18 protein-coding genes are annotated in these 18631 nt (G+C 67.3%); 11 read left to right on the plus strand and 7 right to left on the minus strand.

What is annotated here, in order from left to right; all coding sequences use genetic code 11:
• Positions 1–64 precede the first annotated feature (64 nt).
• On the plus strand, positions 65–481 hold the full coding sequence (locus QFZ60_RS01075; protein WP_307087375.1) for a YccF domain-containing protein: 417 nt from the start codon (positions 65–67) through the stop codon (positions 479–481).
• Here QFZ60_RS01075 and QFZ60_RS01080 read toward each other — a convergent pair.
• The 3 genes from QFZ60_RS01080 to QFZ60_RS01090 are packed head-to-tail and all read right to left on the minus strand — an operon-like array spanning position 478 to position 2593.
• Positions 478–861 carry a VOC family protein gene (locus QFZ60_RS01080; protein WP_307087377.1) on the minus strand — a complete coding sequence of 128 codons (384 nt, stop codon included), beginning with the start codon at positions 859–861 and terminating at the stop codon, positions 478–480. The genes QFZ60_RS01075 and QFZ60_RS01080 overlap by 4 nt on opposite strands.
• 56 nt (positions 862–917) lie before the next feature.
• The gene (locus QFZ60_RS01085) at positions 918–1727 is read right to left on the minus strand and encodes a 2-phosphosulfolactate phosphatase (RefSeq protein ID WP_307087379.1); all 810 of its coding nucleotides are present in this window, start codon (positions 1725–1727) and stop codon (positions 918–920) included.
• On the minus strand, positions 1724–2593 hold the full coding sequence (locus tag QFZ60_RS01090) for a DUF4031 domain-containing protein (RefSeq protein ID WP_307087380.1): 870 nt from the start codon (positions 2591–2593) through the stop codon (positions 1724–1726). The genes QFZ60_RS01085 and QFZ60_RS01090 overlap by 4 nt, the downstream gene beginning before the upstream one ends.
• A gap of 116 nt (positions 2594–2709) precedes the next feature.
• On the opposite strand from QFZ60_RS01090, the gene QFZ60_RS01095 reads away from it, so the two are divergent.
• The 5 genes from QFZ60_RS01095 (at position 2710) to clpB (ending at position 8663) form a co-directional block, all read left to right on the plus strand.
• Positions 2710–3120 carry a molybdopterin-binding protein gene (locus tag QFZ60_RS01095; protein ID WP_307087381.1) on the plus strand — a complete coding sequence of 137 codons (411 nt, stop codon included), beginning with the start codon at positions 2710–2712 and terminating at the stop codon, positions 3118–3120.
• Positions 3117–3923: a molybdate ABC transporter substrate-binding protein gene (gene modA, locus QFZ60_RS01100; RefSeq protein ID WP_307087382.1), complete on the plus strand. Its 807-nt coding sequence runs from the start codon at positions 3117–3119 to the stop codon at positions 3921–3923. Before QFZ60_RS01095 ends, modA begins: the two co-directional genes overlap by 4 nt.
• Positions 3920–4807, plus strand: coding sequence for an ABC transporter permease (locus tag QFZ60_RS01105; RefSeq protein ID WP_307087383.1), 888 nt, complete (start codon positions 3920–3922; stop codon positions 4805–4807). The genes modA and QFZ60_RS01105 overlap by 4 nt, the downstream gene beginning before the upstream one ends.
• Complete coding sequence (locus QFZ60_RS01110; protein ID WP_307087385.1) at positions 4804–5895, plus strand: sulfate/molybdate ABC transporter ATP-binding protein; 1092 nt, start codon at positions 4804–4806, stop codon at positions 5893–5895. Before QFZ60_RS01105 ends, QFZ60_RS01110 begins: the two co-directional genes overlap by 4 nt.
• Before the next feature lie 125 nt (positions 5896–6020).
• On the plus strand, positions 6021–8663 hold the full coding sequence (gene clpB / locus QFZ60_RS01115) for an ATP-dependent chaperone ClpB (RefSeq protein WP_307087387.1): 2643 nt from the start codon (positions 6021–6023) through the stop codon (positions 8661–8663).
• Between the two features lie 46 nt (positions 8664–8709).
• Here clpB and QFZ60_RS01120 read toward each other — a convergent pair whose 3' ends face one another.
• Positions 8710–9387 carry a septum formation family protein gene (locus tag QFZ60_RS01120; protein ID WP_307087389.1) on the minus strand — a complete coding sequence of 226 codons (678 nt, stop codon included), beginning with the start codon at positions 9385–9387 and terminating at the stop codon, positions 8710–8712.
• A 271-nt stretch (positions 9388–9658) separates the two neighbouring features.
• Here QFZ60_RS01120 and QFZ60_RS01125 point away from each other — a divergent pair, with 271 nt between their 5' ends.
• Positions 9659–9892 (plus strand): DUF3073 domain-containing protein, encoded by a 234-nt coding sequence (locus QFZ60_RS01125; protein ID WP_142032484.1) that lies wholly within the window; start codon positions 9659–9661, stop codon positions 9890–9892.
• Between the two features lie 213 nt (positions 9893–10105).
• Positions 10106–10885 carry a VOC family protein gene (locus tag QFZ60_RS01130; RefSeq protein WP_307087391.1) on the plus strand — a complete coding sequence of 260 codons (780 nt, stop codon included), beginning with the start codon at positions 10106–10108 and terminating at the stop codon, positions 10883–10885.
• Positions 10886–10957: 72 nt separating this feature from the next.
• On the opposite strand, the gene purM is transcribed toward QFZ60_RS01130, so the two are convergent.
• The 3 genes from purM to QFZ60_RS01145 are packed head-to-tail and all read right to left on the minus strand — an operon-like array spanning position 10958 to position 14142.
• Positions 10958–12103: a phosphoribosylformylglycinamidine cyclo-ligase gene (gene purM, locus QFZ60_RS01135; protein ID WP_307087393.1), complete on the minus strand. Its 1146-nt coding sequence runs from the start codon at positions 12101–12103 to the stop codon at positions 10958–10960.
• Positions 12100–13770 (minus strand): amidophosphoribosyltransferase, encoded by a 1671-nt coding sequence (gene purF, locus QFZ60_RS01140; RefSeq protein ID WP_307087395.1) that lies wholly within the window; start codon positions 13768–13770, stop codon positions 12100–12102. Before purF ends, purM begins: the two co-directional genes overlap by 4 nt.
• Positions 13771–13827: 57 nt before the next feature.
• Positions 13828–14142, minus strand: coding sequence for a hypothetical protein (locus QFZ60_RS01145; protein ID WP_142117935.1), 315 nt, complete (start codon positions 14140–14142; stop codon positions 13828–13830).
• 282 nt (positions 14143–14424) lie between these two features.
• Between QFZ60_RS01145 and QFZ60_RS01150 the strand changes: the two genes are divergently transcribed.
• The 3 genes from QFZ60_RS01150 to QFZ60_RS01160 all read left to right on the plus strand — a co-directional run bounded on the left by QFZ60_RS01150 (position 14425) and on the right by QFZ60_RS01160 (position 18609).
• A complete protein-coding gene (locus tag QFZ60_RS01150) occupies positions 14425–15531 on the plus strand; it encodes an S-(hydroxymethyl)mycothiol dehydrogenase (RefSeq protein WP_307087397.1) in 1107 nt (368 codons plus the stop codon).
• Complete coding sequence (locus tag QFZ60_RS01155) at positions 15528–16148, plus strand: MBL fold metallo-hydrolase (RefSeq protein WP_307087399.1); 621 nt, start codon at positions 15528–15530, stop codon at positions 16146–16148. The genes QFZ60_RS01150 and QFZ60_RS01155 overlap by 4 nt, the downstream gene beginning before the upstream one ends.
• A 103-nt stretch (positions 16149–16251) precedes the next feature.
• Positions 16252–18609: an FdhF/YdeP family oxidoreductase gene (locus QFZ60_RS01160; RefSeq protein WP_307087401.1), complete on the plus strand. Its 2358-nt coding sequence runs from the start codon at positions 16252–16254 to the stop codon at positions 18607–18609.
• Positions 18610–18631 lie beyond the last annotated feature (22 nt).

Consider the following 18631-nt stretch of genomic DNA (forward strand, 5'->3'; position numbering starts at 1 on the left):
TCAGGGCAAGAATCAGGGGAGTCCCCCAGCTTGGTCCCGCACCGGCTGGGGGCACAATAGGTGCATGAAGACACTTCTGAATATCATCTGGCTGGTTTTCGGCGGCTTTTGGCTGGCCCTGGGCTATTTCCTGGCAGGCGTGGTTTGCTGCCTGCTGATCGTCACCATTCCCTGGGGCATTGCCTCATTCCGGATTGCCGCCTACACCCTGTGGCCGTTTGGCCGCATGGTGGTGGACAAGCCGGGCGGCACCGGTGTCTTCTCGCTGCTGGGCAATGTGATCTGGCTGCTCGTGGCCGGGATCTGGATCGCCATCGGCCACGTGGTGACCGCGTTCGCCATGGCCGTGACCATCATCGGTATTCCGCTGGCCATCGCCAACCTGAAGCTCATTCCGGTATCCCTCATGCCACTGGGCAAGCAGATCGTGCCCACCAATACGCCGTTCGTGAGCAACTACCCGGTCACCAGCTACCGCTAGGCAGGTTCGCCCGCGCGCAGGGCGCGGAGCACGCAGAACTCGTTGCCGTCCGGGTCAGCCATGACAACCCAGGTTGCCGCTGCACCCTGTCCCACCGAGATCTGGCGGGCGCCCAGTTCTTCCAGCCTGGCCACCTCTGCGTCCTGGTCTTCCGGGCGGAGGTCCAGGTGAAGGCGGTTCTTCAGTTCCTTCCGCTCCGGGACTTTGAGGAACAGCAGGTCGGGCAGCACCCCGTCTTCGGGGCTGCCCGCCGGCGGTTCCAGCACAATCTCGTCGTCTTCCTCATGGGTGCGGCGCCAACCGAGCGCCTCCTCCCAGAAGGCTGCAGGAACCCGGGGGTCGGTGGAATCAATGGCGAGGGCTTGGATGCGCAGGCTCATCCGTGCAGTTTTGCATCCGGTTCCGCAATCCGTAAACCCGGGAAAGCGGCGGTCCCTCACAGCGGCCGGAACGCCCCGTTCCGGAGGATGGCCACCGAATCGCTTTGGTCCAGTTCGGCGGCGATGTCCACATCCTCGGCATAGCCGGCTCCGGACAGTTCACGGCCGCTGGAACACTGCTGCAGCATTTCGCGCAGCCGCGGTTCCGCGGATTCGAACACGGCCATGGCGGCCACAGCCTCCGGCGCGTAGCCGTGCCTGCCGTCCCCTGCTTCATAACCGCCCCTGCCGGCGGCCGCCAGCCCGGCGATGAACGCCCCGGCGCCAATCTGGTCCTCCACGGCAGGCCGCAGCCTGCCGTCCGGCCACCGCTCACCGGCGGCAACCACTGCCAGTACCGCGTCCGCCGGAAGGTTCGCCGCCACCCAGTCGGAAGTGGCTGCGGCGTTCCGAAGGCACACGGCGGCGACCAGCGGCACGTCCGCGGCCAGCGCATGGCAGAGTTCCGACCCGTTGGGGGAGGGCAGGACCACTCTTTCCAGGGACTCCGCAGCGCGGAAGCTGGCGGGGGAGAGGCTCAGGCCGCCGCCGCCGCGGGGGCCGGCCAGCTGGGCCTGGTGGTGGGCGGCGAAGTCTTCGGCGCTGGTATCCCGCCAGGGATAGGGGAAGATTTCAGCGCCCCGGTCCAGGGCCACGCTGACGCAGGTGCCGAAGGAAAGGACGTCCACCACCACAGCGATGTCGGCGCCTGATGCCACGGTCCTGGCTCCCTCCAGCCCCCAGTCCAGCCTGACCGTGAAAGGGAGCTGGCGGTGTGCGGCATTGGCAGAGTGCGTGTGCCGCGGGCTGGAACCCGGAGCGTTCATGCCAGTTCACCTTTCAGGTTCCGGTGCGCGGCGTCCTGCCACAGTTCCCGGGCCCGCGGGTGGTGGAAGAGCGGGTCCAGTTCCAGCAGGTGGCGCACGACGGCGGCCCTGCCGGCTGAGAAGTCGGCGTCACCGATGTGGGCGTAGTCTTTCCGGACGGCGGCGAGGTAGCGGGCGTACTCCTCAGGTTCGCCGCCCAGGACCGAAAGGTCCGCGTCGCAGAGGAGGGCGCCGTCGTCGTCCCCTGGCTCCGGCCGGTGGTCCGACGTAAGGCGGACAAGCCGTGCCACTTCCGCCACCTCATCTTCCGGCAGTCCGGTTCCGGCCAGCCGGCTTTCCGCCAGCCGGGCAGACTCGTCCTCGTCCTGGCCCGCCGCGCCGCGGTACACGGCATCGTGGAACCAGGCCGCCAGCAGCACTGTCCGGGGCACCTCTTCCGGTTCGGTGAGCAGGTCCAGCGCCTCCAGCACCGATAACAGGTGCGTGCAGCCGTGATAGTGGCGGTGCGGTTCGCTCCACCGGTCCAGGAGGTCCAGGAAGAGTGCGTCGTGGCTGGGCATGATGGCTTCCCAGCGGGTCAGCAGCGGGACTTTCAGGGACTTGTTCCGGCGTCGCGCCGGGATCCGCAGTCCGCTGGCTATGAGTTTGCGGACCAGCACCCTGCCCTCCACCGGGACCGCCCCGGCCGCCACCAGCTCCTCAATGCGGCGTTCCGGCACATCGTAATGGTCGCCGTCGAACGCCCGCTCAGGGATCCCGGCAGCAGCGGCGAATGCATGCAGCTCGTCGAGGGACGTGTCCGAGACCAGGTGCGAGAAGTGTGTTCCGTGGGCAGGCCACAGCGGCGGGTCGATGTAGATGGCCATGGAAGGAGTCTAGTGGCGCCCCTGGTGCCCAGACCGGAAACGACGTATCCAGCCGAAATCCTCAAATACCTGCTGACGCCGGACGTATTGCCGCATTTGCGGATTAGAATCGGAGTATGGCCCTCATTCGCGTTTCTGAAGCTGCCCGTTTTCTGGGCGTGAGCGACGATACCGTCCGGCGCTGGACGGAGCACGGAACGTTGACGCCGCTCCGGGACGAGTCCGGGCGGCTCGCAGTGGACGGCCTCGAGCTGGCAGCGCATGCACAGAAGCTGGCCCAGCTTCCCGACGACCCCAAGAGCGGCAGCAGCTCGGCGCGGAACCGGTTCGTTGGCCTGGTTACCAACGTCATTACGGACAAGGTCATGGCGCAGGTGGAACTGCAGTGCGGGCCGTTCCGGGTGGTCTCGCTGATGAGCAGCGAAGCCGTCCGCGAGCTGGGCCTGGAGCCCGGCTCGGTGGCCACCGCGGTGGTCAAGGCAACAACGGTCATTATCGAGTCCCCGAAGGGACGGGCCGCGGCATGATCCGGGGACGCATCCTGACGGCCGCCGTGCTGTTGCTGGCGGCCGTCCTTTCCGGCTGCGCAGTAACCGGCAGTGTTCCGGGAGCCGGCTCCGGGGCCAAGCCAGGCGGCACCATCACCGTTTTCGCCGCCGCCTCCCTCAAGGCCACCTTCACCCAGCTGGCCCGCACTTTCGAGGCGGAAAACCCTGGCACTACAGTCACCCTGAGCTTCGCCGGGTCCTCGGACCTGGCCAGCCAGATCAGCCAGGGGGCACCCGCGGACGTCTTCGCCGCCGCGGACGCGGCCACCATGCAGAAGCTGCAGGACGGCGGCCTTACGGAGGGGGCGCCCCGGAAGTTCGCCACCAACACCCTTGCCATCGCGGTGCCGCCGGGCAACCCCGCGGGCATCGCCGGGTTCAAGGACCTGGCCCGGCCGGGCGTCAAACTGGTCACCTGCGCCAGGCAGGTGCCCTGCGGGGCAGCCGCGGCCAGGACGGCGGAGGCGGCCGGAGTTACCTTGAGCCCGGTCAGTGAGGAGAACGCGGTCACCGACGTCCTGGGCAAGGTCACCTCCGGCGAGGCCGACGCCGGCTTGGTCTACGGCACGGACATCAAGGCCGCCGGGTCCAAGGCGGCGGGTATCCAGTTCCCGGAGTCGGGAAGCGCGGTGAACATCTACCCCATCGCCGGGGTTGCCGGCAGCCGGAACAGGGCCACGGCCCAGGCCTTCCTGGACCTGGTGACCGGCCCGGAAGGGCAGGAGGTTCTCGCTGGGGCTGGATTCGGCCCGCCGGGTGCCGGTCAAGGAGGCAGCACATGACCCGGCAGCAAGCCGGCCCGCCGCCGGCACGCCTGCGCACCCCGAGTCCTGCCTACTCTGGCATCCCCGCCTGGGTCCGCGTGCTGGCCGTCCTGGCCGCCGTCGTCGTCGTGCTCCCGCTTTTGGCTATGGTGCTCCGCGTGGACTGGGCACAATTCCTTCCGCTGGTGACCTCCTCGTCGTCGCTGACTGCGCTGGGACTGAGCCTGCGGACCTCGGCGGCGAGCACCCTTCTGTGCATTGTGCTGGGCGTTCCCCTGGCCCTGGTCCTGGCGCGGGACACCTTCCGCCTGCAGGGGCTGCTGCGCTCGCTGGTGCTTTTGCCGCTGGTGCTTCCCCCGGTGGTGGGCGGAATCGCCCTGCTCTACACGTTCGGCCGGCAGGGGCTGTTGGGGCAGACGCTGAATGTGCTCGGCCTGCAGATCGCGTTCTCCACCACGGCGGTGGTCCTGGCACAGACGTTCGTTGCGCTGCCGTTCCTGGTGGTGAGCCTTGAGGGGGCACTGCGGACCTCAGGCTCACGGTACGAGGCTGTGGCGGCAACGCTGGGTGCCCGGCCCGGAACGGTGTTCCGGCGCGTCACGCTTCCGCTGGTCCTGCCCGGGCTGGCGTCCGGCGCGGTCCTGTCCTTCGCCCGGAGCCTGGGCGAGTTCGGCGCCACGCTGACCTTCGCGGGCAGCCTGCAGGGGGTGACCCGGACCCTGCCGCTGGAAATCTACCTGCAGCGCGAAACGGACCCGGACGCCGCCGTCGCCCTGTCCCTGGTGCTCGTAGCGGTCGCCGTGGCAGTGGTTGCGCTTGCCTACCGGCGCCCGGCAGCGGACCGTGCCGGATCAGGACAACGGACGACGACGCCGGCCCCGGCGGGAGGGGACGTCCGGTGACGTTGTCCTTCCGGGCAGTGCTGGCCGGGCGGGATTTCGACGTGGCCCTGACGGTCCGGCCGGGCGAGACCGTGGCCGTTATGGGACGCAACGGCGCCGGCAAATCAACCCTGCTGGCCGGTATCGCGGGCCTGCTGCGGCCGGACAGCGGCCAGGCCCAGCTCAACGGCAGGACACTCTTCGACCTCGACGGCGGAAAGCGCACGTGGGCGGCGCCGCACCACCGCGGGACCGCCCTCCTCGCCCAGGAACCCCTGCTCTTCCCTCATCTGAGCGCCCTGGACAATGTTTCCTTCGGCCCCCGCAGCGCCGGCATGCCCAAACGGGCGGCGGAGGAGCGGGCGCGGCGCTGGCTGGCTGAGGTCGAAGCCGGAGACCTGGCCGCGCGGCGTCCCGCCCAGCTCTCCGGCGGCCAGGCGCAGCGGGTGGCCGTGGCCCGGGCGCTCGCCGCCGATCCCGCGCTCCTCCTGCTCGACGAGCCGCTGGCCGCCCTGGATATCCACTCCGCCCCGCTGCTGCGCCGGCTCTTCAAGCGGGTCCTTGCCGGACGGCAGGCGATCATCGTCACCCATGACGTGCTGGACGCGCTGATGCTCGCGGACCGGGTGGTCATCCTGGAGGACGGCCGGATCGTTGAGGAAGGCCCGACCCGCACAGTGCTGGAGCGGCCGCGCAGTTCCTTTGCGGCCGGGCTCGCCGGACTGAACTTCATTCCGGGCACCCTGGACGGTGCCGGGGTGCGGACCAGTGATGGGCTCACAATCACCGGCCACGATGACGAATCCTTCGCCGCGGAGCCAAGCCCTTACGGCGAACCTGCCCCGCCGCCCAGGCCGGACGGCCCCGGCGTGGCCGTCTTTCCGCCGTCGGCCGTCTCCGTGTTCCTGCGCGACGCGCACGGCAGCCCCCGGAACTCGTTCGCCGTCACCATTACTGACCTCGAACCGCACGGCGACCAGATCCGCGTCCGCGCCGGCGGCCTGGCCGCGGACATCACCCCGGCTGCCTCCGCGGACCTGGGCCTTGTCCCCGGCATGAAGGTGCACTTTGTGGTCAAGGCCGCCGCCGTCTCCGTGTACGGAACCTAGCGCTGCAGGACCTCCGGCTCTGGACAGGTATTTCGCCTTGGGCAAACATGGCTACTGGACCTCGCCGTCCAAAGTTGAGCGTAGTAGACTCAACTTAGTCAACAAGCCCCCGAAAGGAGCTCTCTTTGGACGTCAAATTCACCACCAAGAGCCAGGAGGCTCTTTCCGCCGCCGCAATGAACGCCTCGACGGCCGGGAACCCGCAGGTGGAACCAGCGCACCTCCTCAAGGCGCTGATGGACCAGCGTGAGGGCGTCGCCGTCGCGCTGCTTCGCGCCACCGGCGCGGACCCGGACGCTGTCAGTGTCCAGGCCAGCAGCGCCATCAAGGCCCTGCCCGCCACTTCCGGCGGCTCCAGCCAGCAGGCACAGCTGTCCCGGCCCGCCCTGCAGGCCATCCAGCATGCCAAGGAGGAAGCGGACCGCCTGGGCGACTCCTTTGTCTCCACCGAGGTGCTCCTGGTGGGCCTGTCGGCCGGCAACGATGCCGCGGCCCGCCTGCTGCGCGACGCCGGCGCCTCCCGCGAAGCGCTCCTGGCTGCCCTGCCGGGAGTCCGCGGTGACCGCAAGGTGGACAGCCCGGACCCCGAAAACACCTTCCAGGCGCTCGAGAAGTACGGCACCGACCTCACCGCCATGGCCCGCGCCGGCAAACTGGACCCCGTAATCGGCCGCGACTCCGAAATCCGGCGCGTGGTCCAGGTCCTCTCGCGGCGCACCAAGAACAACCCGGTGCTCATCGGCGAACCCGGCGTGGGCAAGACCGCAGTAGTGGAAGGCCTGGCGCAGCGGATGGTGGCCGGTGACGTTCCGGAAAGCCTGCGCGGCAAGACCCTCATCTCCCTGGACCTCGGCTCCATGGTGGCCGGCGCCAAGTACCGCGGTGAGTTCGAAGAGCGGCTGAAGGCGGTCCTGGAGGAAATCAAGGGCTCCGAGGGCCAGATCGTCACCTTCATCGATGAGATCCACACCGTGGTGGGGGCTGGCGCCACCGGTGATTCGTCCATGGACGCCGGCAACATGCTCAAGCCCATGCTGGCGCGCGGCGAGCTGCGACTGATCGGTGCCACCACGCTTGATGAGTACCGCGAGAACATCGAAAAGGACGCAGCCCTGGAACGCCGCTTCCAGCAGGTGTACGTGGGCGAGCCCAGCGTGGAGGACACCATCGGCATCCTCCGCGGCCTCAAGGAGCGCTACGAGGCGCACCACAAAGTGTCCATCGCGGACTCCGCCCTGGTGGCCGCCGCCACCCTGTCCAACCGCTACATTTCCGGCCGCCAGCTGCCGGACAAGGCCATCGACCTGGTGGACGAAGCCGCGTCCCGGCTGCGCATGGAGATCGACTCCGCGCCGGAGGAGATCGACCAGCTGCGGCGCCAGGTGGACCGGCTCACCATGGAAGAGCTCGCGCTGGAGGGCGAGACCGACGCCGCCTCCGTGGAACGGCTTGCCGCACTCCGCGCCGACAAGGCGGACAAGGAAGAGGAACTCTCCGCGCTCAACGCCCGGTGGGAGGCCGAAAAGGCCGGCCTGAACCGGGTGGGTGACCTGAAGGCCAAGCTGGATGAGCTGCGCTCCGCCGCGGACAAGGCCCAGCGCGAGGGCGACCTGGAGACCGCCTCGCGGGTCCTGTACGGGGAGATCCCGGCGCTGGAACGGGAGCTGAACGCCGCTGCCGAAGCGGAGGCTGCCGTGACGGACAAGTCTGCACAGATGGTGGCGGAGGAAGTGACGGCGGAAGACATCGCCGAGGTCATTTCCGCCTGGACCGGCATCCCCGCCGGCCGTATGCTGCAGGGCGAAAGCCAGAAGCTGCTGCACATGGAGGAGGAGCTCGGCAGGCGGCTCATCGGCCAAAGCAAGGCAGTGGCCGCTGTGTCAGACGCCGTCCGGCGTGCCCGGGCCGGCATCAGCGACCCCAACCGGCCCACCGGTTCCTTCCTGTTCCTGGGCCCCACCGGCGTGGGCAAGACCGAGCTGGCCAAGGCCCTGGCGGACTTCCTGTTCGACGACGAACGCGCCATGGTGCGGATCGACATGTCCGAGTACGGCGAGAAGCATTCTGTGGCCCGGCTCGTGGGTGCGCCTCCGGGCTACGTGGGCTACGAGGAAGGCGGGCAGCTGACCGAGGCCGTCCGCCGTCGTCCCTACTCGGTGGTGCTGCTGGACGAAGTGGAGAAGGCGCACCCCGAGGTGTTCGACATCCTCCTGCAGGTGCTCGACGACGGCCGCCTCACCGACGGGCAGGGCCGCACCGTGGATTTCCGCAACGTGATCCTGGTGCTCACGTCCAACCTGGGCAGCCAGTTCCTGGTGGACCAGTCCCTGGACGCCGAGGCCAAGCGCAATGCCGTTATGGCCACGGTGAACGCGTCCTTCAAGCCGGAGTTCCTCAACCGGCTCGATGAAGTGGTGCTGTTCGACGCCCTCACGGTGGAGGAGCTGGCCCACATCGTGGAGCTGCACGTGGCCGAACTGGGGCGTAGGCTGCACGAGCGGCGGCTCACCCTCGATGTCACTGACAGCGCCAAGGCGTGGCTGGCGCTGTCCGGCTACGACCCCGCCTACGGCGCCCGGCCGCTGCGACGCCTGGTGCAGCGCGAGATCGGCGACCGGCTGGCCAAGGCCATCCTCGCCGGTGAGATCAGCGACGGTGACACCGTGCTGGTTGATACGGCGCCGGACTTCGGCGAACTGACCGAGGGCAACGTGGACACAATGACTGGCGCCCCGAGCTCCGGCTTGTCGGTCAGGCGGAAGGACTAGCCGCCGGCCTTGTGATGCGGACCGTGCTGCCTTGGCGGGTGAACCGTCAGGGCAGCACGCTTGCGTTAATCACATTGCCGGTGTCGGCCGCGACGTAGCAATCCACCCTCCGGTCGCCGGATTCCCAGCTGGTGCTGCTGGGGAAGCTGCGCTGGTAGTTGAGCTGGAACTGCTTGGCCGCCGGTCCGAGCTTCGCCGCCTGGCAGACTTGCAGGGCTTTGGCCTTGAGTGACTCGGCCCCTGGATACTCAGCGCTGTCCGGGTAGCGGAGAGTCGCAACGAGCTGGGCTGAGTGGCCGGTATCGCATGGCACCACGGTGGACGCGAGGGCCTGCGGATCGAAATCCTTGAAGCAGTCACCAATCGCGTAGGCAGCGGGTGCAACACCCTCCCGGGGAAGGGGCTGGGGAGTGGCCGGCGGCGTGACGGCGGTTTGCAGCACACCCTGTGCATCATTCTTTGCCACCTCGCTGCCGGGTGAAGAATTCAGCCAGACGGCAAGCCACACCAGTGAGCCCGCTACGGCGACGATAACGGTGACGAGAAGCGCCTTCCACAGGGCAGGCTTCCTGTTGACGTGATTTTCTGGGGCGGGATCGTGGCGGGGCTGGGACCAGGTGACGGATTCCGGAGCCGGGGCCGGGCCGGTCCCGCCCTGGATCTGTGGCACGCTTCCGGTCTGCGGGGGCGAGGCGGGTTTGGGCGGGATGTCCTGGTGGTTCACGGGTTCGCATCCTCCTGGGTTTGGTTCCGCGGCTCGCCAAAGGCCAGACAAAATCGGCAGTTCTTAAGTGACTCTACCCAAGAAAAATGCCGGAATCCCGCGGGTCGAGGTGCGCCATGGTACCCCACCCGGCCGTCCGGACCCCGAGGCGGCAAGCGGGGCCCGCCGAAAGCATGTAATCTAGGTGTACGACAAATTGACCAAACATTCCGGGGCCTCACCGATCGCCAAGGTGACCACCTCCGGTCCAAGTACAAAAGGGGGTCACGCCATGGGGCGCGGCCGTCAAAAGGCAAAAGCTACCAAGCAGGCTCGGGACATTAAGTACTACTCCCCGAACACTGACTACTCGGCACTTCAGCGCGAGCTGACGGGCCCGGGCAGCCGTTCAACGAGCCATTACTCGAATGAACCGGTCGAACCGGACTATTCGGCTTATGTGGATAAGTACGCGGATGATTTGGATGACGATGACGACGAGGTAGACCACCGTCGCATCGGCTAGTTGTCGCAAGCCTGCTGTGGCCTCCGGGCCCGGCTGCTGTGGCGCGAAAGCACATTCTGGTTCTGCAGTAGCTGCTGTTTGGACCCAGGGAATGTGCGGACCTCCTTTTTGATACCCGTTTTCGGGTGACCGCTTACTTCACGGAGCCCGCTGCCATACCGGATTACTGGTATAGGGCAGCGGGCTTTCCGTGTTGGTTGGTAACCTGACCGCATGACTGTTCGGACCACATACGCCAGCGGCGAGCCTTGCTGGGCGGATCTGCAGACCCCCGATGTTGCTGCCGCCAAAGACTTCTATGGACGGGTCTTCGGCTGGACCTACCAGGACTTCCCCACACCGGACGGCCGCAGCTATGCTCAGGCCTTTGTCCGCGGGCACTTGGTGGCCACCATAGCGCCGCAAAATCCCTTGCAGCTGGAGGCAGGGACTGCCGCCGAATGGAACGTCTACTTTGCGGTCCCGGACGCCGCGGAGCTGCTCCGCGATGCCCGTCATTCCGGCGGTACCGTGCAGTTTGGGCCCGAGAAAGTGGGGGATACCGGCGTACTGGGCTTCCTGGCCCCTCCCGGCGGCGGAACCACCGGGATCTGGCAGGCGGGTACCCACTACGGCAGCCATCTCTTCAATGAACCCGGCGCCTTGGCCTGGGCCGAGCTCTTCACGCCCGAGCCGCAGGCCGCCATCGGATTCTTCCAGCAGCTTTTCGGCCATGGTGTCACCGAGTACCCCCAGCACGACGGCGGCAGCTACTGCACGTTGCTCATTGCCGGCAGTGAGGTGGCCGGCATTGTTCCTGCCGACGAAGACGAAGACGAAGACGCCGACTGGCAGATTTACTTTGGGGCGGCAGATATCGCGAAGGCGGCAGCGGCCGCCCTGGCGGCAGGGGGCGAAGTGCTGGTGGAGCCGGATGACCATCCGGCTCCAGGATCACTGGCCACCATCGAGGACCCCCAGGGTGGAATCCTCAACCTCATCCAAGTCGCTTAAACACATCGAGTGCTCCACAGTTGTCGTTTTCGGGTGTGAAAACGACAAGTGCGGAGCACTCGATGGAGGGTCCTAGGCGTAGGCGTTGACCAGGCGGACTGCTCCGCCGTCCACGCCCTTGGCGCCCTGGACGTAATCCGGGCCGGACTTCAGGATGGACTCTGAATCCTCGGTGACGGTGCCCATGATCCAGGACGGCAGGCCGCGGTCGTTCAGGCGGGAAACAGCGGCATCGGCGGCTTCGGGGGACACGATGGCCACCATGCCGACGCCGAGGTTCAGGGTGCGCTCCAGGTCCGCCAGGGGCACGTTGCCGAGTTCGGACACCAGCTTGAAGATGGCGGGCAGTTCCCAGGTGGCGCGGTCCACGGTGGCCACGAGGCCCTGGGGGAGGACGCGGGCCAGGTTTGCGGCCAGGCCGCCGCCGGTGACGTGGCTGAAGCCGTGAACGGCCGCGCCGGCACTGACCGGGAAGGTGCGGGCCAGGTCCAGGCAGTCGGCGGCGTAGACGCGGGTAGGCTCGAGGAGCTCCTCGCCCAGGGTGCGGCCGAGTTCGGATACCTGCCGGTCAAGGGCCCAGCCGGCGTGGTTGATGACGCGGCGGACCAGGGAGTACCCGTTGGAGTGCAGGCCGGACGAGGCCATGCCGATCACCACGTCCCCGGCACGGACACGGTCCGGGCCCAGCAGTGCATCGGCCTCCACAACGCCGGTGGCTGCGCCGGCAACGTCGTATTCGTGTTCGCCCAGCAGGCCCGGGTGCTCGGCGGTCTCGCCGCCCACCAGCGCGGTGCCGGCCACGGAGCACGCGGCGGCAATGCCGCGGACAATGCCCGCGATGCGCTCCGGGACCACCTTGCCGCAGGCGATGTAGTCGGTCATGTACAGCGGCTCGGCGCCCACCACCACGATGTCGTCCACCACCATGCCCACCAGGTCGAATCCGATGGTGTCGTGGATGTCCATGGCCTGGGCAATGGCAACCTTGGTGCCCACGCCGTCCGTGGACGTGGCCAGCAGCGGCTTCTTGTAGGTCAGCAGCCGGGAAACGTCGTAGAGGCCGGCGAAGCCGCCCACCCCGCCGATCACCGAGGAGTTATGGGTTGCCTTGACGGCATCCTTCATGAGCTCGACGGCGCGGTCCCCGGCTTCAACGTCGACGCCTGCAGAGGCGTAGGTGATGCCGGAGTTATCTGCGGCGGTGTTAGCGGAAGTCATACGGACTCTTTCTTGTCGGCGCTGGTGGCGGCGGGTACGTCGGGCACAAGGTCGGCTTCAGTCAGCAGGTTCTCGAATTCGGAGTCCGGGCCCGGGTCGCAGCCGGTGGCTCCGGGCTTCTCCGCGGGGTCCTCGGTGGCGTCAACGGCCAGGGCGGCGGTTTCACCGGGAAGCGCTGACGGGGAAGGCTTCAGCCCGCCCAGGTCCGTGCGTTCCAGCAGGTTCTTGCCCAGCTTGTCCGCATCAGGGAGCTTGATGGGGTACTTGCCGGTGAAGCAGGCGGTGCAGAGACGTTCGCGCGGCTGCCGGGTGGCACCGATCATGCCGTCCTCGGAGATGTAGGCCAGTGAGTCCGCGCCGATGGCCTGGGAGATCTCCTCGATGGTGGCGCCGTTGGCAATCAGCTCGGCCCGGGAGGCGAAGTCGATGCCGTAGAAGCAGGGCCACTGGACGGGCGGGGACGAAATCTTCACGTGCACTGCCGCGGCGCCGGCTTCCCGGAGCATCCGCACAATGGCGCGCTGGGTGTTGCCGCGGACGATCGAGTCATCCACCACTACGACGCGCTTCCCGCGGATCACGGATTCAAGGGCGTTGAGCTTGAGCCGGATGCCCAGCTGGCGCAGGGTTTGGGAGGGCTGGATGAACGTACGGCCCACGTAGGAGTTCTTGACGAAGCCGTGCGCGAAGGGGATACCGGATTCCTCGGCGTAGCCAACAGCCGCGGGGGTGCCGGATTCCGGCACGGGGATGACGATGTCCGCCTGCTGCGTGTTTTCGCGGGCCAGCTGGCGGCCCATCTCCACCCGGGACTCGTAGACCGAGCGGCCGGCAATGGCGGCGTCCGGGCGCGCAAGGTAGACGTATTCGAAGACGCAACCCGCCGGCGTCGGCTCCGCGAACCGCTTGGACCGCACGCCGTCCTCATCGATGGCAATGAACTCGCCCGGCTCGATCTCCCGGATGAAACTGGCGCCCACGGTGGCCAGGGCGGACTGCTCGGAAGCGACAACCCATCCGCGCTCCAGCCGGCCCAGGACCAGCGGGCGGATTCCGTAGGTGTCACGGGCCGCGTAGAGGGTTCCTTCGTCCATGAAGACGAAGCAGAAGCCGCCCTTGATTTTGGGCAGGAGCTCCGTGGCTGTTTCTTCGAGGCTCTTGCCCGGCTCGCCTTCGAGAAGTGCGGTGACCAGGGCGGTGTCCGAGGTGTTGCCCTGCTTCATTTCGCCGGTGAGCTGGCCGCCGTTGCGCTCGGTGATCATGGCGTTGAGCTCGGCGGTGTTGGTCAGGTTGCCGTTGTGGGCCAGGGCGACCGTGCCGGTGGCGGTGGCGCCCAGGGTGGGCTGCGCGTTGGCCCAGTGGCTGGCGCCGGTGGTGGAGTAGCGGCAGTGGCCGACGGCCAGGTGCCCGGTCAGGGTGTTCAGCGTGGTCTCGTCGAAGACCTGGGACACGAGGCCCATGTCCTTGTAGACATTGATCCGCTTGCCGTCGCTGGTAGCTATGCCAGCTGACTCCTGACCGCGGTGCTGCAGTGCATACAGCCCGTAATAGGTAAGTTTTGCTACTTCTTCGCCTGGGGCCCAGACGCCGAAGACGCCGCAAGCGTCCTGCGGGCCTTTTTCGCCGGGGAGAAGATCATGGGAAAGTTTTCCATCGCCGCGTGCCACTGGTCGATTATCTCACGATATGGGGTACGACTTTTCCGGCCGCTGGTTTGTGACTTGCTAACCCTGGGGATCCGTGTCCGGCTCCGAATCCGGAACGGCCTCCACCACGGCTTTCTCTTGCCGCTTCAGGCTCCGGCGGTCCAGGACCAGCGCCAGTGCGGCGCCCAGGATTGCGCCGCCGGCGGCAAACATCACCAGGAAGAACCCGAACACTGCGCCCGGGTCGAAGGTTTCATCGCCCGGCACCGCATAAGCCACTACCGCGGCCGCAGCAACACCCACCAGCGCCCCCAGGATCAGGAAGGGGACGTACTTGGGTGCCCGGCGGACGTTAACTTCGCGCCGCTCGGCCGGAGATTCTTCAAAAGCCATGCCATCCAGCCTACTGCCCGCGATTTACAGCACGTAATGCGGCTGCATGGCGCTCCGAGCGGCTGGCGACCAGCTGCCCGCGGACTGATATATCTATTGACAGCGACGGCGGCCGCTGCCATATTCGCAGTAGGCGCTATGCGCATCATGTTGTGCAATACGCAATTGCGTGCGGCAAGGGCAACGTGATGGCGGGGGTCCCCGGGAGTGCACGTCCGCTACATTGGCACTTGGTGCCGACTCACGGGATCCGGCCGGATCCAGGAAAGGAACACAAGAACCATGGTTCACAAAGTCCAGGCAGTTGTAGTCAAAGAGAAGAACGCGCCGGTGTCGCTGGAAACCATCCTGGTGCCGGATCCGGGCCCGGGGGAGGCTCTGGTGGACATCCTCACCTGCGGTGTCTGCCACACGGACCTGCACTACAAGCAGGGCGGCATCGGCGATGACTTCCCCTACCTGCTGGGACACGAGGCCACTGGTGTGGTCAGCGCGGTGGGCCCTGATGTCACCTCGGTGGCTCCCGGTGACCGGGTCATCCTGAACTGGCGGGCCGTTTGCGGCGAGTGCCGGGCCTGCGCCAAGGGCCAGCCGCAGTACTGCTTCAATACGCACAATGCCACCCAGAAGATGACCCTGGAGGACGGCACCGTGCTCTCGCCGGCGTTGGGCATCGGTGCCTTCGCCGAAAAGACGCTTGTGGCTGCCGGGCAGTGCACCAAGGTGGACCCGGAGGTTGACGCCGCGGCCGTGGGCCTGCTGGGCTGCGGCATCATGGCGGGCATCGGCGCCGCGATCAACACCGGTGAGGTCAAGCGTGGTGAGTCCGTGGCGGTGATCGGCTGCGGCGGCGTGGGCATCGCGGCGATCGCGGGGGCCAGGCTGGCCGGTGCGACGACGATCATCGCCGTGGACATCGACGACAACAAGATCGGGATGGCCACGTCCCTCGGCGCCACCCACGGCGTGAACTCGCGCCAGGAGGACGCCGTGGAAGCCATCCGCGCCCTCACCGGAGGCCATGGAGCGGACGTGGTGATTGACGCCGTCGGCCGTCCTGAAACCTACAAGCAGGCCTTCTATGCCCGTGACCTGGCCGGCCGCGTGGTCCTGGTGGGCGTCCCCACGCCGGAGATGACCCTTGAACTGCCGCTGCTGGACGTCTTCGGCCGCGGCGGCTCGCTGAAGTCCTCCTGGTACGGCGACTGCCTGCCGTCCCGCGACTTCCCCATGCTTGTCTCGCACTACAAGCAGGGCAACCTGGACCTGGACGCGTTCGTGTCCGAGCGCATCGGCATCGACCAGGTGGAGGAAGCCTTCGGCAGGATGCACGAGGGCAAGGTCCTGCGGTCCGTCGTCGAGATCCAGCCTGCCGGGGCGTCCGCATGAGCGTCACCATTGAGAACCTGGTCACCTCGGGCACGTTTTCGCTCGACGGCGGCACCTGGGATGTGGACAACAACGTCTGGATTGTGGGCGATGACGAGGAATGCGTCATCATCGACGCCCCCCACGACGCCGCCGCGATCATCAACCAGGTCCGCAGCCGTAAGGTCAAGGCCATCCTGCTGACCCACGCGCACAACGACCACATTGGCGCCGCCCGCGAGGTTGCCGATGCCCTGGGGGCGCCCATCTGCCTGAACCAGGAGGACCTGGTCCTGTGGGAACAGGTGTACCCCGACACCCAGCCGGACCGCTACCACGCTGACGGTGACGTGTTCGAGGTGGGCGGAGCTGCGCTGCGGGCCATCCACACGCCCGGCCACTCACCCGGATCCACCTGCTTCTACCTGGAAAGCGAGGGGACCGTCTTCACCGGCGACACCCTGTTCAACGGCGGCCCGGGTGCCACGGGCCGGTCCTACAGCGACTACCCCACCATCCTGAAGTCCATCCGGGAACGGCTGCTGACGCTTCCGGCCGAAACCGTGGTCCGCACCGGCCACGGTGACAGCACCACCATCGCCGCGGAGCAGGAAACGCTGGCCAAGGTCACGCAGTAGTCAGCGGGAAGCCATTGAAGTGCCAGTGAAAGGCGCGCCGGGAACACCCGGTGCGCCTTTCACTGGAGGTCGACCAGCGTAAGCCGGTAAGGAAGTTGGAACAATGAAGTTCGGAAAGCAGCCCGCCCCCGTTGCGGACATCAATGAGGACAACCTCGAGGTCCACAAGCCCAAAACCGAGGCCGCCGGCGTGAAGGCCGTGATGGTGGCGCTGGAACGCGCTGTGGCGCAGGCAGGGGTTACCCGCACGGCGCACTCGCTGCTCCGGTTGAACCAGCGCGGCGGCTTCGACTGCCCGGGCTGCGCCTGGCCGGAATCGGACAAGAAACGCAAGACAGCTGAGTTCTGCGAGAACGGCGCCAAGGCGGTGGCCGAGGAGAACACCCTCCGCACCGTGGGCGCCGAGTTCTGGGCCACACACTCCATAGCGGAACTGTCGGAGAAGACCGAGTACTGGCTGGGCAACCAGGGCAGGCTTTCCGAGCCGGTGGTGATCCGCGAAGGGGAGACGCATTACTCGCCGATCTCCTGGGCGGACGCGTTCGAACTGATCGGTGAACACATCCGCGCCACCACCCCTGACCGCTGCGTGTTCTACACCTCCGGCCGCACGGCGAATGAGACCGCGTTCCTGTACCAGTTGTTCGCGCGGTCCCTGGGCACCAACAACCTGCCCGACTGCTCCAACATGTGCCACGAGTCCTCCGGCTCGGCCCTGAATCCGACCATCGGCATCGGCAAGGGCACGGTGTCCCTGGACGACATTCACGACGCCGAACTGATCTTCGTCATCGGCCAGAACCCCGGCACCAACCACCCCCGCATGCTCTCCGCCCTGAAGGAGTGCAAGGACAAGAGCGGCAAGGTGGTGGCCGTGAACCCGCTGCCCGAGGCCGGCCTGTTCAACTTCAAGGACCCACAGACCGTCTCCGGCGTGGTGGGCGGCGGAACCCCCCTTGCCGACGAGTACCTGCAGATCAAAGTGGGCGGCGACCTTGCGCTGTTCCAGGCACTCGGCCACCTGCTCCTGGAAGCCGAGGAACAAAACCCCGGGACCGTCGTCGACCATTCCTTCATTGCGGCCCAGACGGACGGGTTCGACGCCTACCGCGAAGCCCGCCGCACCCTGGACTGGACGGAGACCGAGAAGGCCACGGGCCTGACCCGTGCGCAGATTGAGACCGTGGCCGGGATGCTCATCAAATCCAAGGCCAGCATCTTCTGCTGGGCACTGGGCGTGACGCAGCAGCCGCACTCCGTGGATACCATCAAGGAAATGGTCAACGTCCTGCTGCTGCAGGGCAACTTCGGCAAGCCCGGCGCCGGTGCCTGCCCCGTCCGCGGCCACTCCAACGTCCAGGGCGACCGGACCATGGGCATCTGGGAGAAACCCAAGGAATGGCTCCTCGCAGCGCTGGATACCGAGTTCGGGATCACGTCGCCCCGGCATCACGGCTACGACGCGGTGGAGTCCATGGAGGCGTTTGAACGCGACGACGTGGACGTGTTCGTCTCGATGGGCGGCAACTTCTCCCTTGCCTGCTCCGACACCGAAGCGCTGGAAGCCGGCATGCAGCGGATTGGGCTGACCGTCCACATCAGCACCAAGCCCAACCGCTCGCACATCGTGCACGGCCGCACCTCGCTGATCCTGCCCACCCTGGGCCGGACGGACAAGGACGACAAGCACCCGAACGGCGCGCAGTTCCTGTCCGTGGAGGACTCCATGTCCGTGGTCCACTCCACCCAGGGACGCCTGACGCCGGTGTCTGAGCACCTGCTGGCCGAGCCAGTGATCGTGGCCCGGATGGCCGAGGCCACGTTCGGCCCGGACCACCCCGTGGACTGGCGCGGCATGGCCGAGGACTACGACGTGATCCGCGACCACATTGCCCGCGTCCTGCCCGGCTTCGAGGACTTCAACACCCGGGTCCGGACCAAAAACGGGTTCGTACTGCCCAACCCGCCGCGCGATACCCGGTCCTTCGCCACCGACATCGGCCGCGGCCGGTTCACCGTCAGCCCCCTGGAGTACCTGACGCCGCCGCCAGGGCACCTGGTGCTGCAGACCATCCGCAGCCACGACCAGTACAACACCACGTTCTACGGCCTGGACGACCGCTACCGGGGCATCTCCGGCGGCCGCCGCGTGATCCTGATCCACCCCGAAGACCTCGCCGAATCCGGCTTCCAGGACCGCGAACTGGTGGACGTGGTGAGCACCTTCGGCGGCGTGGACCGCAGGGCAGACAAGTTCCGGCTGGTGGCCTATCCCACCGCCAAGGGCTGCGCCGCCGCCTACTTCCCCGAAGCCAACGCCCTGGTCCACAAGGAAAACGTGGCCCGCGTGTCCAACACCCCCGGCTTCAAGGCGATGTTCGTCCGCTTCGAACCACACCGGGGCGGAGCAGCGGTGGCTGCGGAGCCCGCGGCCGTGCCCGAGCCGGCGCCGGCGGGGTAGCCGGGTCATTGGGCCGCGGGGT

The organism is Arthrobacter sp. B2I5, from assembly GCF_030816735.1.
In the GTDB taxonomy this organism is placed as follows: domain Bacteria; phylum Actinomycetota; class Actinomycetes; order Actinomycetales; family Micrococcaceae; genus Arthrobacter.